General features: G+C 66.2%; 13 protein-coding genes. 10 read left to right on the forward strand and 3 right to left on the reverse strand.

The window, feature by feature from the left end; all coding sequences use genetic code 11:
* Positions 1–146 precede the first annotated feature (146 nt).
* Genes QOL62_RS13260 through QOL62_RS13280 form a run of 5 tightly spaced genes read left to right on the forward strand, consistent with a single transcriptional unit; the run spans position 147 to position 4,736 of the window.
* Positions 147–1,613, forward strand: coding sequence for an aldehyde dehydrogenase family protein (locus QOL62_RS13260; protein WP_283406619.1), 1,467 nt, complete (start codon positions 147–149; stop codon positions 1,611–1,613).
* Positions 1,610–2,392 (forward strand): carboxymuconolactone decarboxylase family protein, encoded by a 783-nt coding sequence (locus QOL62_RS13265; RefSeq protein ID WP_283406620.1) that lies wholly within the window; start codon positions 1,610–1,612, stop codon positions 2,390–2,392. The genes QOL62_RS13260 and QOL62_RS13265 overlap by 4 nt, the downstream gene beginning before the upstream one ends.
* Complete coding sequence (locus tag QOL62_RS13270; protein WP_283406621.1) at positions 2,385–3,185, forward strand: NAD(P)-dependent oxidoreductase; 801 nt, start codon at positions 2,385–2,387, stop codon at positions 3,183–3,185. Before QOL62_RS13265 ends, QOL62_RS13270 begins: the two co-directional genes overlap by 8 nt.
* Positions 3,182–3,940, forward strand: coding sequence for an SDR family NAD(P)-dependent oxidoreductase (locus QOL62_RS13275; RefSeq protein ID WP_283406622.1), 759 nt, complete (start codon positions 3,182–3,184; stop codon positions 3,938–3,940). The genes QOL62_RS13270 and QOL62_RS13275 overlap by 4 nt, the downstream gene beginning before the upstream one ends.
* 10 nt (positions 3,941–3,950) lie before the next feature.
* Positions 3,951–4,736, forward strand: a complete 786-nt coding sequence (locus tag QOL62_RS13280) for an SDR family oxidoreductase (protein WP_283406623.1) — start codon at positions 3,951–3,953, stop codon at positions 4,734–4,736.
* Positions 4,737–4,748: 12 nt separating this feature from the next.
* Here QOL62_RS13280 and QOL62_RS13285 read toward each other — a convergent pair whose 3' ends face one another.
* From QOL62_RS13285 to QOL62_RS13295, 3 genes are all read right to left on the reverse strand, one after another.
* Positions 4,749–4,922: a YbdD/YjiX family protein gene (locus QOL62_RS13285; protein ID WP_283406624.1), complete on the reverse strand. Its 174-nt coding sequence runs from the start codon at positions 4,920–4,922 to the stop codon at positions 4,749–4,751.
* Positions 4,919–6,964: a carbon starvation CstA family protein gene (locus QOL62_RS13290; protein WP_283406625.1), complete on the reverse strand. Its 2,046-nt coding sequence runs from the start codon at positions 6,962–6,964 to the stop codon at positions 4,919–4,921. Before QOL62_RS13290 ends, QOL62_RS13285 begins: the two co-directional genes overlap by 4 nt.
* 146 nt (positions 6,965–7,110) lie before the next feature.
* Positions 7,111–8,475, reverse strand: coding sequence for an FAD/NAD(P)-binding protein (locus QOL62_RS13295; RefSeq protein WP_283406626.1), 1,365 nt, complete (start codon positions 8,473–8,475; stop codon positions 7,111–7,113).
* 244 nt (positions 8,476–8,719) lie between these two features.
* Between QOL62_RS13295 and QOL62_RS13300 the strand changes: the two genes are divergently transcribed.
* The 5 genes from QOL62_RS13300 (at position 8,720) to QOL62_RS13320 (ending at position 15,366) form a co-directional block, all read left to right on the forward strand.
* Positions 8,720–11,128, forward strand: a complete 2,409-nt coding sequence (locus tag QOL62_RS13300; RefSeq protein WP_283406627.1) for a putative bifunctional diguanylate cyclase/phosphodiesterase — start codon at positions 8,720–8,722, stop codon at positions 11,126–11,128.
* The gene (locus tag QOL62_RS13305; protein WP_283406628.1) at positions 11,125–12,615 is read left to right on the forward strand and encodes a hypothetical protein; all 1,491 of its coding nucleotides are present in this window, start codon (positions 11,125–11,127) and stop codon (positions 12,613–12,615) included. Before QOL62_RS13300 ends, QOL62_RS13305 begins: the two co-directional genes overlap by 4 nt.
* A gap of 21 nt (positions 12,616–12,636) precedes the next feature.
* On the forward strand, positions 12,637–13,533 hold the full coding sequence (locus QOL62_RS13310) for an EamA family transporter (RefSeq protein ID WP_103728845.1): 897 nt from the start codon (positions 12,637–12,639) through the stop codon (positions 13,531–13,533).
* A 68-nt stretch (positions 13,534–13,601) separates the two neighbouring features.
* Positions 13,602–14,576: a 2-hydroxyacid dehydrogenase gene (locus tag QOL62_RS13315; RefSeq protein WP_283406629.1), complete on the forward strand. Its 975-nt coding sequence runs from the start codon at positions 13,602–13,604 to the stop codon at positions 14,574–14,576.
* Positions 14,560–15,366, forward strand: coding sequence for a kinase (locus QOL62_RS13320; RefSeq protein ID WP_103728843.1), 807 nt, complete (start codon positions 14,560–14,562; stop codon positions 15,364–15,366). Before QOL62_RS13315 ends, QOL62_RS13320 begins: the two co-directional genes overlap by 17 nt.
* Positions 15,367–15,585 lie beyond the last annotated feature (219 nt).

Here is a 15,585-nt window from a genome sequence, read left to right on the forward strand (position 1 = left end):
TCGAATTAAATGCCTATTATTACCTGCCTCCGCTGATATTCCGGGTGAATAGGTGTAATTCAAGTCAATTGACCACCTATTTTCCGGCCGATAGCCTCGCGAACAAACAACGGCGGTCCACCGCCAGCGGAGAGGAGATCAGGATCATGGGCTTTCGCATGCCCGACATTTCCCTGCCCGAACATGCGCTCATGATCGGCGGGAAGGCCGAGGCGGGCGGCACGGGGGAGGCCTTTGCCCACATCTACCCCGCAAGCGGAGAGACAACGCGAGAGATCAGGCTGGCAAGCGCCGCCGACGTGGACCGGGCCGTGGCCGCCGCGAAGGCGGCGCAAGCGGCGTGGCGCGCCATGCCCGGTGACAAGCGGCGCGACCTCATGCTGAAGCTGGCGTCCGCAATAGAGGAACGTGCGGCGGAGATGTCCCCCCTGCTGACGGCGGAGAACGGCTCCATCCTCCTGGCCGGACCGCACATGAGCGCCGACGCTGCGCAAAAATTCCGCTACTTCGGCGGCTGGGCCGACAAGCTCGAAGGCCGCACCGTGCCGACCTGGGGCGGGCCTGCCCATGACTACGTCAGCTACGAGCCTTATGGCACGATCGGCGTCATCGTGCCCTGGAACGGACCGCTTTTCGCCGCCACGATGGTGATGGCTCCCGCCCTGGCAGCCGGTAACTGCCTGGTCCTCAAGGCCCCCGAAACGGCGCCGTGGTCGCTTATGAAACTGATGGAACTGGTGCAGCGGGCCGGTTTTCCCCCCGGCGTCGTCAACCTGGTGACAGGCGGACCGGACGTGGGCGCCGCGATGGTCGAGCATCCGGGCATCGACAAGATCGAATTCATCGGCAGCGGTGCCACGGCGCGCAAGATCCTGGGCAGCGCGGCGCCGGCCCTGAAGCCCGTCGGCCTTGAACTGGGGGGCAAGTCCGCAGTCCTCGTGTTTGCCGACGCCGACCTTCAGGCAGCGGCCAAGCGCGGTCTGTCGGGCGGGGTCAGCGCGAACGGACAGGGGTGTGTGAACGGCACGCGACTGCTCGTGGAACGCACGATCTACGAACCCTACGTCCAGATGCTTGGGGCCATGGCGGGTCACATAAAGGTTGGCGATCCGTTCGCGATGGACACGGTCATGGGTCCGGTTATCTCGGAGACTGCGCTTGAACGGATCCACGGACTGGTGAAGCGCGGCGCTGCCGAAGGTGGGCGCGTGGTCTGCGGCGGAGAGCGCATGGGCGGTGATCACGCCGGCGGCACGTTCTACCCGCTCACCATCCTTGCCGACGTGGCGCCCGGTAGCGAAATCGCGCGCCACGAGGTCTTCGGGCCTGTGCTGGTGGTCACGCCGTTCGACAGCGAGGAGGAAGCCGTCGCGCTGGCAAACGGCACCGACTACGGCCTCGGCGCCTACGTCCACACGACCAACCTCGCCCGCGCGCACCGGGTCGCCGGTCAGATGATGGCCGGACAGGTTCAGGTCAACGGATCGGGCGAGGCAATGACGCCCTGCGTGCCTTTCGGCGGGATGAAGCATTCAGGCCATGGCCGTCTCGGCGGGATCGAGGGCCTTCGCGAATTCCAGCAGGTGCGCAACGTATGGATCAACCTGCAATGACCCTGCTCGACCCGAGGGACCGCAGCGCCCGTGGCGTCGCCATCGAGGGGGACGTCACCGGCCGGGCAGCCGCCGCGCCTGCCACCCTGCTCGAGGAATCCTGGCGCGACTTTGTGTTCGCGGAAGTGTGGGCGCGCCCCGGTCTTCCACGCCGCGCGCGCTTCCTTGTCGCGTTGGCATCGGCCGCCACCTGCGGACTCGCGGATACGCAGCTGGACGACTTCGTGCGCGGCGCCCTCACGACCGAGGCCCTGACGCTGGTTGAACTGCGGGAGGCCGCGCTTCACCTCGCCGTCTATTCCGGCTGGGGGAACGGCGGCCGGTTGGACCGTGCCGTGACCCGGATGTCCAAGGAAAAGGGGCTCGCGCCTGCCGAGGTCCCGCCGATCCGTCCCGCGCCCTGGGATCCGGAGGAACGCGTGGCCCAAGGACACGCAGCCTTCCACAAGGTCATGACCTTCCCGCCCGGACCGCCTTCGAACCCGTACCTTGAAGGCATCAACAACTTCGTCTTCGGCGAGATGTGGCGGCGCCCGGGTCTCGACGAACGTTCGCGGCGATGGATCACGCTTGTGGGTGTGTGCGAATCCGGCGCCGACATTCCGATCCGCAGCCATATTCACGCGGCCATGGCGAGCGGCAACTGCCAACCGGCGGAAATGCTCGAGTTCGTCCTGCAGTACGGCACACACGCGGGGTGGCCAAAGGCCTCGCGGATCAACGGAGTGGTGCTGGACATGATCGGCAAGGTCGAAAATGGGCTGCCCTGGCATGGCTGACGTCGGGTTCATCGGCCTCGGTTCGCAGGGCGCGCCCATTGCCGTGCGCATGATGGCGGGCAACCGCCTGACCGTCTGGGCACGGCGCCCGGAAGCCACAGCGCCTTTCCGGGAGAAAGGTGCCGATGTTGCCGCCTCGATCGAGGAGCTTGGCGCCGCCTGCGAGCACGTGGGGGTCTGCGTCGTCAACGACGCGGACGTGCGGGAGGTCTGCGGACGGATCCTGCCCGCGATGCGGCGCGGCAGCCTGCTGGCGATCCATTCGACGGTCCTTCCGCAGACCTGCGAGGATCTCGCGCACGCCGCAGCGGAACGCGGGGTTCTCCTGCTCGACGCACCAGTCAGCGGGGGCAGCCCTGCCGCTGAAGCCGGCACGCTGACGGTGATGTGCGGTGGCAGCACAGCCGCCTTCGATCAGGCGCTGCCCATCCTGCAGACGTTCGGCCACAAGATCGTCCTTCTTGGCGAGGCGGGCGCCGGCCAGCGCGCGAAGATCGTGAACAACGCCCTTCTCGCCGCCAACATGGGGCTGGCCTACAGCGCTCTTGCGCTCGCGGAAGGCCTTGGCGTCGCGCGCTCGGCGATGGCGGATCTGATCCAGCATTCGAGCGGCCGCAGCTTCGGTTTCGAAGTCTTCGCCCGCCTCCCCTCCCCTTCGGCGTTCGCGCACGGGGCGGGTCTGCTCTTCAAGGATGTGAACCTGCTCGGTGCCATCGCGCACCAGGATAACGCGCTTGCGACAGCGGCCATGCCGTTTCTGAAGGCGACCGGCGTGACAAGGGAGAAGCTATGATTTTCGAGAATCTGAACCTGTCCGGCAAGGTCGCGCTCGTCACCGGCGCTGCATCGGGGCTGGGGCGCGCCACCGCCGTCAAGCTTGCCGCCGAAGGTGCCAGGCTCTGGCTGGTCGACGTCGCGGCGGAGGGCCTTGCCGAGACGGTGGAGCAGCTCGGATCGGCCGATGTCCGCAGCGAAGTGGCCGACCTGTCCGACCCCGCCGCCTGTCACGCCGTGGTCGCCCGCGCCGTTGAGGCGTACGGTCGGCTCGATGCGCTCTGCAACGTGGCCGGGCTGATCTACCTTGCCAACACGCCGGACATGCCGCGCGACCGGTATGAGCGGACCATCGACGTCAATCTCAACGCCCCCTTCTTCCTCTCGCAAGCCGCCATACCGCACCTGCTGGAAACGAACGGCGCCATCGTCAACGTCGCGTCCTGCGCCTCCTACATCGGCGAAGCCTATGCCGCGGCCTATTGCGCCAGCAAGTGGGGCCTCGTCGGAATGACGAAGGCCATGGCCATGGAGTTCCAGAAGAAGCCTATCCGCATCAACGCGGTCGCGCCTGGCGGCATGATGACGAACATCGCCGCGAACTACGTGCCGCCGGAAGGCTGCGACATCGAATTGCTCAAGCGCTTTTCCGGGATGCGCGGGCTGGTGGAGGTGCAGGACGTGGCCGACCTCATTGTGCTGCTCGCCTCGGAGGCCGGGCGCGGTTTCCACGGCGCGACCCTTTCCATCGACGCCGGCATCACTGCAGGCTGAGGAGACGACGATGACGTTCTCGCTCGATCAGTTCCGGCTCGACGGCAAGGTCGCCGTCGTGACCGGTGCCGGCGGCCGCGGCAATTCCATTGGTCGCGCCTATGCCATGGGCCTTGCGCAAGCCGGCGCGACTGTTGTGGTGGCTGACCTGAACGGCGAAGGCGCCCAGGCCGTCGCCGCAGAGATAACCGAACGGGGCGGCAGGGCGCTGGGACTTCAGGTGGATGTTGCGGACGAAGGCTCCGCGCTGGCGATGGGGGCTGCCGCGAAAGACGCCTTCGGAGGCGTCGACATCCTCATCAACAACGCGGCGCTGATGGTCGATATCAGTTACGACAACTGCGAAACCGTGAGCCTGGACGCCTGGAACCGCGCTCTTGCCGTAAACCTCACCGGTGCGCTGCTGTGCGCACGGGCCGTTATCCCGTCGATGCGCGCACGCGGAGGCGGCCGCATCGTCAACCAGACCAGTGGCGGCGCCTTTCCCGCCACCGGCCTCTACGGGATCTCGAAGCTGGCGCTGGTGGGGCTGACCACGAGTCTTGCCAAACAACTGGGCAAGGACGGCATCACCTGCAATGCGATCGCTCCGGGCAACGTCATGTCCGACGCGGGCAAGATGCTGGTGCCTGACGATTCCCCCTTTATCCGCTTCCTCGACATGACCTGTGCCCTGCGCGCCCGGGGTGAACCCGACGAACTGGTGGGCACGGCGCTTCTGCTCTGCTCGGAAGCGGGACGCTGGATCACGGGGCAGACCATTCACGTCGACGGCGGCTGGGTGCTGCGCCCGTAGCCGCCCAGACGGTCAGCAGCACTTTCCTCCGCCCGCGCCACCGTACCGGGCCTGTTCCCGGTTCCGGAAGAACTCCACACGGCTCATCGGCGTCGCGTGCGGATGGCGCTGCGCCATGTGCACCAGATAGGCGTCATAAGAAGGCTGTCCCACCATGAGGCGCAGCATGGCGCGCAGCGCTTTCATTCCGCCGGCACCATTTGCGCCGGGCTTTCGTTCACGATCGGCCGATCAGCGCGCAACGCCGCCAGGCACGTGCGTATCGTGAAGAACAGCAGGGACAGGACCACCGCCAGGAACACGGCGCACAGCGCAGCATCGATGCGGTCGTTGAAAACGATGGCCCGCATTTCCGCCATCGACTTCGCGGGCGCCAGCACCACTCCTGCCTCGATTGCCGCCGCGAAGCGTGCAGCGTGGGACAGGAAACCGACGGCGGGGTCAGCCGAGACGAGCTTGAGGCTGCCGGCGGTGAGCGTGCAGATCAGCAGACACACGGTAGGCACGGCCGTGACCCAGGCATAGCGCTGCTGCTTCATGCGGAAGAGCACCGTCGTCGCAAGCATCAGCGCCACGGCCGCGAGCATCTGGTTGGAGATGCCGAACACCGGCCACAGGGTATTGACGCCGCCCAGCGGGTCGGTGACGCCCTGATAGAGGAAGAACCCCCAGCTGGCCACGCACAGGCCTGTGGCGACGACACCCGGCACCCATGACGTCCCCGCCCGGAACGACGGCACCACGAGACCGATGAGGTCCTGCAGCATGAAGCGTCCGGCGCGCGTCCCGGCGTCGACGGCGGTCAGGATGAACAGCGCCTCGAACAGGATCGCAAAGTGGTACCAGAACGCCTTCATGGCGGTTCCGCCCAGGATGTGGCTGAAAATCTCGGCCATGGCGACCGCCAGCGTCGGCGCTCCGCCGGTGCGGGAAACGATCGTATGCTCGCCCACGTCGCGCGCGGTCTGAGCCAGGGTTTCAGCGGAAACCGGATAGCCCATTGCGGTGACAGCCTGTGCGGCGCTTGCCGGATCGCTGCCGAGGACGGCAGCCGGGCTGTTCATGGCGAAATAGATGCCAGGGTCGAGAATAGAAGCCCCCACCAGCGCCATGATGGCGACAAACGCCTCCATCAGCATCGCGCCATAGCCGATGAAGGGCGCGTCGACTTCGCTGCCGATCAGCTTTGGCGTGGTGCCGCTGGCGATCAGCGCATGGAAGCCGGAGACTGCGCCGCAGGCAATCGTGATGAACAGGAACGGGAACAGCGAGCCCGACCAGGCGGGGCCTCCGCCATCGACGAACGGGGTCAGAGCGGGCATTCGCAGGTCCGGCGCCATGACGACGATGCCGATGGCCAGCGCCGTTATTGCCCCGATCTTGAGGAAGGTGGACAGGTAATCGCGCGGAGCGAGCAGCAGCCAGACCGGCAGGATCGAGGCAAGGGCACCATAGCCGATCAGTATCCAGCAGAGCGTCTCGGGCGTGAATGTGAACAGCGGTCCCCAGAAGGGCGAAGCGGCCACGTTCTGGCCGAAGACGATGGCCGCGATGAGACCCACGAAGCCGAGCAGCGAAACCTCGCCGATACGGCCGGGGCGGATCCAGCGCGTATAGACGCCCATCGCCAGCGCCAGCGGGATCGTCGCCGCGACGGTGAACATGCCCCAGGGACTTTCCGCCAGCGCGCGAACGACGATGAGGGCGAGGACGGCCAGGATGATGACCATGATCAGGAAGGCACCGGCCAGAGCTATCGTGCCCGCAACCGGCCCCATCTCAAGGCGGACCAGTTCGCCCAGCGACTTGCCGTCCCGCCGCATGGAGATGAACAGGACCATAAAGTCCTGCACCGCTCCCGCGAGCACGACGCCGAAGATGATCCACAGCGTGCCCGGCAGGTATCCCATCTGTGCTGCCAGCACAGGCCCCACCAGTGGCCCCGCCCCGGCGATCGCCGCAAAGTGATGCCCGAAGAGCACGCGCTTGTCCGTCGCCACGTAATCCAGACCGTCGGCGAGTGTATGGGCGGGCGTGGCACGAAGCGGATCCAGCCGCATGACGTGACGGGCGATGTACAGCGCGTAATAACGGTAGGCGACGAGGAAGCAGCTGACCGCCGCGACCACGATCCACAGCGCGTTGACCGGCTCTCCACGTGACGTGGCGAGGACCGCCAGGCCGAGCGCGCCGACGATCGCAAGGAGAATCCAGGGGATATGCTTCACGTCACGATCTCCAAAACCATGGCTCAGGCGGCAGCGCCCTGCCGGTGGGACCGGGCCTCTCCTAGAAACCCCCGCCCGCCAGGATCAAGCCCGCGCGATGTTCACCGTACTTGCCCGCCAGACCTTCTGAAGCCAGCGCTCCGCTTCTACAACCCCTCGCCGCCCACCCAGTGCTCATCCGCCAGAAAGCGGGCCAGGTTCCACACCTGCCGCCGGATGTCCGGCACTGCCACGATCTCCCAAGCCTCACCCTTGGTTATCGGACCGACGGCCAGAAGATCATCCTGTGGGTTGCCCTTCCTGTCACGCACCCGGCTCAGATGGTCCACGTCCACGCCCAGGCCATGGGCATCGCTGCGGATGCGACCGGCGTCCAGTAGATGCCTCAGCAGCGGCGTCGCCAGGCGATGCAGGTTGCCGTCCGGACCCGCGCAGTTGAAGACGCGGTCCACGATGACTGCTTCCTGGCGGTCAGCGCCCCGGGGCCGATAGCTGATCCGCACGCGCTGGTCGATGGCTTGGGCGTCACACAGCTTGCCGGCGAGGTAACGGAGCCGCCCCTTTTCCTCGAGCTCTGTCAGCCGAGCCGCGACGGTCGGGGAGAGGCGATGGCGGTGCACATCCCAATACGGACGCAAGTGACGCAGGAAGGTAGCCTGTCCTTCTGCGGAATGGCGTCGCCAGATATTCTGGGTGTGTGGCCGCAGGGCATCGACCGCGCTACGCCAGCCGACCTCCGCCGCCCGGCGCCGTACATCGCGGACGAGTGCCGTACCGCGCAGTTCGGGATCGGGTATGGGCGTCACCACCGGCCCGCGTTCCGCATGCGGAAGGGGCTTGAGGCCGCGGCGAGACAGCACCGTCACTCGACCCCGGAACCCGGACGCCTCCAGCGACAGGACCACATCGGCTGCCGTCAGGCCGCTTCCCACCACCATCACCTCTTCAAGCTCCGCCAGGCCTTCAAGAGCCGTGCGATCCCAGGGGTCGGCCTGGTAGAGGTGGGATGGCAGCCCTTCCAGCACCGGATGAGGCAAGGGAGGGAAGTTGCCGAGCGCCAGCACGGCGGCGCGGCAGGGGAGAATGGAGCCATTTGCCAGCTTCACCCGTGCGTGGCTGTCAACCCGTTCGATCGCGCAGGCTTCTCCGTCGACGATGCGCGCGTCCTTCCCGGCTTTTGCAAGCGCCTGCACCAGCAGTTCGCGCAGGTAAGTCCCGTAGCTGAGGCGCGGCACGAAACGGTTCGCCTCGTCCGCGTCGGAGAAGTGCATCCATCGCAGGAAGTGCCCGGCATCGTCCGGGAAGGCGCTCATGTTGGACGCACGTACGTTCAGGAGGTGCTCGGGCCGTCGGGTTCCGAATGCCACGCCCTTCGCCAGCTGTGCCGAACTGCGTTCGATCAGGATGACCTTAACGCCATAGCGCAACAGATTGATAGCCAGCAGCGTCCCGCTGAAACCCCCGCCGATCACTGCAACGGGAAGGTCGCGGACGGCAATAGCGCTTGTCATGAAAAGATTTTCTCCGTCTACGCTCCGACTTTGCTAACAGGAAAGAACGGCAGGAGATACGACTTGTGTCATGCGGCAGATACCGCCGTGAGCACATTTTCGTTAACCATTGCCGTTTACCTGCAGCCTTTAGGATCCGCCCGGGTAAGGTTGGTGCATGCGGAGTCGGTACTTTCTTGTCCTGGTCTGGCTTTGTCTGGCCGCACTTTCGTGGACGTCGACGGCGCGTGCGGAGGTTGTGCGCATGCGGTCGGACACCTGCTATGCCACGGCTGCCGCCGATTATCCGACAAGCGCCGAGGCCGTTTCCCGCCTCCGCTTCGACTGCTCCAGTCCCCCCTCCCATGACGCCTATGGGAGTGGATGGGTGTGGCTGAAAGTGCGCGATCCGGGACGCGTGGCCGCCATGCCCTCCAACTGGCACCTCCTGATCGACCAGGCCCGGTTCACCAGCCTGACGGTGGTCATCGTCCACCGGGATGGACAGGCTGAGACCACCACCGTCACGCCGGGCGCCGTGGGCGACTACTGGAGCCTTGGCGGGATGCTGCGTTTTCCGGTGACGCGGAAAGGCGCCGCGGTTCGCGATATCTACGTCGGCTTTGAAAGGCTCGACGACCTGTCGCTCATGCGCAAGCTTGACGCTGCCACCTCGACCGACCTCCTGAAGCTGGAGTGGCGATGGCTCGCGCTCATAGGCATCTTCATCGGCGCGATCGGCTCGGCCTTTGCCTTCAACCTGCTCATCTACACGGGCCAAAGGCTCGTCTTCCAGCGCTGGTATCTGGTCTGGTCCGCGCTGGTTCTCGGCTACGGCCTTTCCTGGACCAACACATTCGCCTTCGTCTTTCCGGAATACGTGGGGCCGGTCAGTGCCACGGCGAATTACCTTCTGGTTTCCGGTCTCATCGCGGCCGGAAACATGTTCTTCATCACGGTCATCGAGGAAGGCATACTGCCGCGCACCTTGATGACGTGGGGGCGATCGCTGGCCTGGTTCAACCTCGTCTGCGGGGTACTCGCAGCCTTCTGCCTGTTCGTAGAGCCGCGACAGAGCGATCAGTGGCTCAACATCGCTTTCGTGATGAGCGCCCTGTGCGTCGGCCTCGGCACCATCATCGCCCTGCGCGCCCGCAGCCGCGTGGTGTGGTTCTATCTCGCGGGCTGGACGCCGGTCCTGGTGGTGTTCGGCCTGCGCGTCAGCCGCAACTTCGGGCTTTTTCCCCAGAACGATCTGATCGACATGGCAAGCTTCGCGGCCCTGGCGTTCGAGTCCACCGCCCTCGCCCTTGCCATCGCCGACCGTTTCCGCCTCCTCGGACGCCAGCGCGATGCTGCCGAACAGGCCCGCAAGGTCATGGAGGTGGAGAGCCAAACCTTCCGCCGGGCGGCGCAGACGGACTACCTTACCGGACTTGGCAACCGCGCCGCCTTTCAGTCGCGCCTGCGCGCCATGTGCGCCGATGCTTCCAGAACCCCCTTCATGCTGCTCCTCCTCGACGTGGATCACCTGAAGGCCATCAACGATCGCCTTGGCCACGATGGGGGAGACCTCCTGCTCGGACAGGTTGGCGCAGGACTGGCTGAAGCGGCCGGTCCCCTCGCGCATGTCTCGCGCACCGGGGGCGACGAGTTCGCGATCCTGCTGCCCTGGACGCCCGGCTCTGCCGACGGCATCCGGATGCGGCTCGAACATCTGCAGGGCAGAACGCTGACGCATGGCGGCCGGTCCTGGGCGCTCTCGCTCAGCATCGGCACGGCCGTGTGGCCGCGTGACGCCCTCGCACCTGACGTGCTTGTGAAGAACGCTGACCTCGCCCTCTACGAGGCGAAGCAGAACGGCCGCCGCCGCCTGCAGGCCTTCTTGCCGCGCATGAGGGAGAAGCTGCACACGCAACAGGTCTTCGGACAGGAAGCCCGGCACGGAATCGAACGGCAGGAGTTCCTGCTGCACTTCCAGCCCATCGTCGATATGGACACGGGGCGTGCCTGCTATCACGAGGCGCTGCTACGCTGGCAGCACCCCCAGCACGGCATGATGACGCCCGCCACCTTCGGGGACATGCTTAACGAGCGCACCCTTGGCCTGATGGTGCAGCACCATGTTCTCGATATGGCGCTGGCGGCCCTGCGCGACTATCCGCAGGCGCTTCCCAAGCTCTCCATCAATCTCATCGGCGCCCAGCTGGACGGGCCGGAAGATGCCGTCTGGCTCTTGCGGCGCCTTGACGACTTTGGCGTGGCGCCCGACCGGCTGTGCGTCGAGATCATCGAGGACTTCGTTCTGGGACGGGCCATCAACGGAACGACGCATGCGCTTGCCCTTCTCCATGAAGCGGGCGTGACGGTCGCGCTCGACGATTTCGGCACCGGCTACGCTTCGCTGATCCACCTGAAGCATCTGCCCTTCGATATGCTCAAGATCGACCAGTCCTTCACCCGCGGCCTCTTCCAGGACGGCGGACAAAGCGAGGCGATCATTCGCGCCATCATCGGCCTTGGGCAGGGCCTCGGCAAGCAGGTGGTCGCCGAGGGCGTGGAAACGCAGGAGCAGCGGCGCAAGCTGTCCGAGATGGGCTGCCGACTGGGACAGGGGTATCTGTTCGCCCGGCCGGGCCCGATCCTGCGCGAAGTCGTGGCGATCGCAGGATGAACGAGGTGCCCCTCGCCGCCCTGAACACGCGCAGGCCGGTGCGAGGCAAAGCACGCGCGCTCGGCAGGCCTGGTATCGGACCGCCGCTGCCCCTCAAGCCCAAAGTCTTGCTCGCCCTGACTCTTCCCCTGATTGTCAACGTGGCGGCGCCCGCCCGTCTCCCGGCCGCCACACCATCGCAGCCCCCCGCCTCCTTCCGTCCCCTTCCCGCTGAGGAGAGCGACCGGCTCTATCCCTTCTACATGCCCATGGAGGGATTGCGCGCACCCGCGACGACCCTGCGCGTGAAGTGCGAAGCATCCCGCGCAGCCGGACGCGAAGTCTACGAGGGACGCGGCGCCGACCCGCTTCAGGGCCGGGCAGAAGGCGGCTACGAATTCATCTACGAAGCGACAGATTCGCGGGGCCGCCCCTGTGTTTACCCGTTCTCGCCCTGGATGCCGCAGGTCGTCGGCGCGCTGCAGGGCACCCAGTACATCTTCCGCTCCTCCGTCCCCGGATCGCGGATCACCTTCCGCACAGCAGACGAGTGGGCCACCCTCAACCTGCGGCTGTTCGAGGTTGGCGAGCAGCGCGTTCATTTCGAGATGCGGGACATTGAACTCGACTTCCCCGGAGCCATACAGCCCAAGGGCGCCGTACACCTCGAGGTGACGGGCACGCGCAGGCCCGGCCTCTTCACCGCCGTCCTGCGCCGAGTGAGGGTCTACGGCGGCAAGAACGCCATCTTCATCCCCAACGGGCAGACGATGCTCTACATCGAGGATGGAGACATCGCCGGCAATGTGGGGACCAACACCGATCAGGAACATACCGCCTACATCAACGGCACGCTCGTCTCGCACTTCCGCAACACCGAATTCCACGGCCAGCGCGCGTGGCAGGACCTGTCCAGCGGCCACCAGCTGAAGGACAAGGCCTACCTGCGCGTGTACGAGAACGTCACCGTGTCCAATACACCGCAAGGCTCCACGCCTTCGGCGATGCCGCTGGTGGATGCCTCCGCGTTCGGCTTCACCTGGGCGGATGGATTGCGCATCCGACGGATCGAACCCGCGCAGGCAGTACGGGAGGGGCTGGTGGATCTTCGAACCGACATCCTCTACGGCGAGCGTGGCAATTACCCCTGGAGCGTGGTTGCAGATCCGGTCTGGACGATGCCGTCCAACCCGCTGGCTGCGCTCGACAAGGTCTACCTTTCCGTTTTCCTGCACACCTCGGTCGAAAGCTTCCGGGACGAGCCTTTCGTCTTCGCCCTGCGCACCAGCGGCCGCTCATTCGGGGCGGACGGCACTCACGTCGAAGGCGACGGCAACCAGGGCGAGCAACGTGCCGTGTCGCTCGCCTACGGGACGACCGGACGGTTCGAGCGGACTTACGCCCCCGGCAGTTGGACGTACACCGACCCGCAACTCCCCCCCGGATCGGAGTGGGTGTTGGACCGCAACCGGTTCATACGCCACGCTCTGGGGCTGATCGGCCGATGACTCTTCGGCTATAGCCTCCCCATGACTCCGGCCACCGCCCATCCGCTGCAGCACGCTGTGCACCGTGCGACGCCTTACGCCGCCCTTGCCGTGTCGATCACGGCGTTCTGCGTGGGCACCTCCTTCGGCAAGCAGCTGTTTCCCGCAGTGGGGGCCAGCGGCGCCATCGCCTACCGCGTAGGCTTCTCGGCGCTCTTCCTCCTTGCGCTGTTCCGCCCCTGGCGTGCTTCGCTGCGCCGGCAGGATCTGTTCGCGGTCGTGCGGTACGGGGCCGTCCTGGGGCTGATGAACCTCAGCTTCTACATGGCGATTCGCACGATCCCCCTGGGTCTGGCCATCGCGATCGAGTTCCTCGGCCCGCTCACCGTCTCGCTCCTGCACTCCCGCCGCCCCGCCCATTTCGCGATGGTCGGCCTGGCGGCGACAGGCCTTGCCCTGCTTCTGCCCCTGCGCGATACACCGCACGCGCTGGATCCGGCGGGGATCGGCTTCGCGCTTTTGGCCGGCCTTTTCTGGGGCCTCTACATCATCTTCGGCAAGAAGACGGTACACCTGCCCGGCGGCCAGGCGGTCGCGCTGGGCATGCTGACAGCAGCCTTCCTTGTCGTGCCGCTCGGCATCTACGAGGCGGGTACGACGCTTCTCGCCCCCTCTCTCATCCTCATCGGCCTCGTCACGGCCCTGCTTTCCAGCGCCGTGCCTTACTCGCTGGAAATGGTCGCACTGAAGCGTATTCCGGCCAACCGGTTCGGCGTGCTCATGAGCCTCGAACCGGCAGTGGGGGCGGTGGCAGGCGTCATCCTGCTCAAAGAGCACCTCAGCGCGATCCAGTGGCTTGCCATCACGTTCGTGATAACCGCCTCCGTGGGCTCGGTGCTGCTGGGTGACGCAGAGGACACCGTTACGCCTGTCCAGTAGGCGCGGGTGTCAGGGATCAGCGCCCCTCCAGCAGACAGATGCCGTCAAGGCAGCAAGGATAAGAAGCGATGGTACATTTTCCCGGTGGCAAGCGGCCAAAGATTTGCCTCACCCGCCGCTGGCCCGAAGCCGTGGAAGCCCGTCTGCGCGTCAGCTACGACGTGACACCGAACGAGACGGACATCCCCCTCGATCCGGCGCAACTGGCGGAAGCAATCCGCACGCACGACGCTCTTTGTCCGACGGTCGCCGACGCGATCACGCGCGAGATGCTGTCCGCGCCTGACCGGCGTGTCCGCATCATCGGGAATTTCGGCGTGGGTTTCGAGCACATCGATCTGGCTGCCGCGCGTGAATTCGGCGTCGCCGTGAGCAACACGCCGGACGTGCTGACCGAGGCCACCGCTGACATCGCGATGACCCTCATGCTCATGGCCATGCGCCGCGCGGGAGAGGCGGAGCGCGCACTGCGTAGCGGCAAGTGGGGCGGTTGGGGGCCGACGAACTTCCTGGGGCAGAGCCTCGCCGGAAAGACCCTCGGTCTGGTCGGCTTCGGTCGCATCGCACGGGCCACCGCTCGTCGCGCCGGAGCCTTCGGCATGCGGATCGCCTACCACAGCCGTCGCGAAGCCCCTGACATGCCGCCCCACGCCTACTTTGCGGATCTGGGCGCGCTGGCCGCCGAGGCGGACGTGCTCTCCCTGCACGCACCGGGCGGAGCCGAGACGCGCCACATGGTGGATGCCGCGCTGCTTGCCCGGATGCCGGCTCACGCGGTGCTCGTGAACACGGGGCGAGGCTCGCTCGTCGACGAGGCGGCGCTGGCCCTGGCGTTGAAGGAGCGCCGCATCGCCGCTGCCGGGCTCGACGTGTACGAAGCGGAGCCCGAGGTTCACCCTGCCCTGCTGGATCTGCCCAATGCCGTCCTCCTGCCGCACCTTGGCAGCGCGACGATCGAAACGCGCACGGCGATGGGCATGAAGGTTGCCGACAACCTTGACCGTTTCTTTGCCGGCGAGCCGCTGCTTGACCCCGTCGGCTGAACGCGTTGCCACCGAGGTCGAACTTTGGCTCGACGAGCCGAGAAACGGCCCTCTGGTGGTCGGAGTGTGCGGCGCACAGGGATCGGGGAAGTCCACGCTGGCGGCCGCACTCAAGGCTCATTTCGAAGCCGGTCACCGCAGGGTGGCGATACTGTCGCTCGACGACCTTTATCTTACCCGGCAGGAAAGAACCCAGCTCGCCCGGCAGGTCCATCCCCTCTTCGCCACCCGGGGCGTACCCGGAACGCATGACGTGGCACTGGGCATCGATCTGATCGACCGCATGCGTGCAGAAGAGGCCGTCACTCTCCCCCGGTTCGACAAGGCCAGGGACGATCGCTCCTCCATGGGCAGTACGGTTCCGGCAGGATGCGACCTGCTGCTGTTCGAGGGGTGGTGCGTGGGCGCCCGCCCTCAGTCCCCTGCCCAACTCGCTGCGCCCCTGAACGCGCTGGAGCGAGAGGAGGACGCGCAGGCGATCTGGCGCGGGCATGTCAACGCCGCGCTTGCAGGCCCCTATGCGGATATGTTCGCCCGTATCGACCGCCTCGTCCTCCTCGCCGCGCCCGATTTCAAGGTGGTCCGGGACTGGCGCGGCCAGCAGGAGCAGGACCTGCGAGAGAGGATCGGGCGCGGCGAAGCTGAAGGGAGCCGCGTCATGGACGATGCCGCCCTTGATCGCTTCGTGCAGTTTTACGAACGCCTGACGCGCCATGCCCTTCGCGAAATGCCGGCGCGGGCAGACCTGGTCCTCCACCTCGATGCCGGCCGGAGGCTCGTGCAGCGCTAGACGGCCACGGATGCTTGCCGGGGAACTAGGCAGCGTACGAAACGATTTCACGCAGCGTGAGGAACGGGGATCTGTCAAATTGCCTGCGAGGGACGTGCAACCTCGCGGCCCATTCATGCATTCCCGCTTCAAAGCCCGGCGCACCTGCCGGGGTTGGGAAGTCAACGCTCGTCGTCGGTCCGGCAGATTGCACTGCCGGATGGAGGACGTCGTGAGGGG

The sequence above is a fragment of the Novosphingobium panipatense genome (assembly GCF_900182875.1).
Taxonomy (GTDB): domain Bacteria; phylum Pseudomonadota; class Alphaproteobacteria; order Sphingomonadales; family Sphingomonadaceae; genus Novosphingobium; species Novosphingobium panipatense.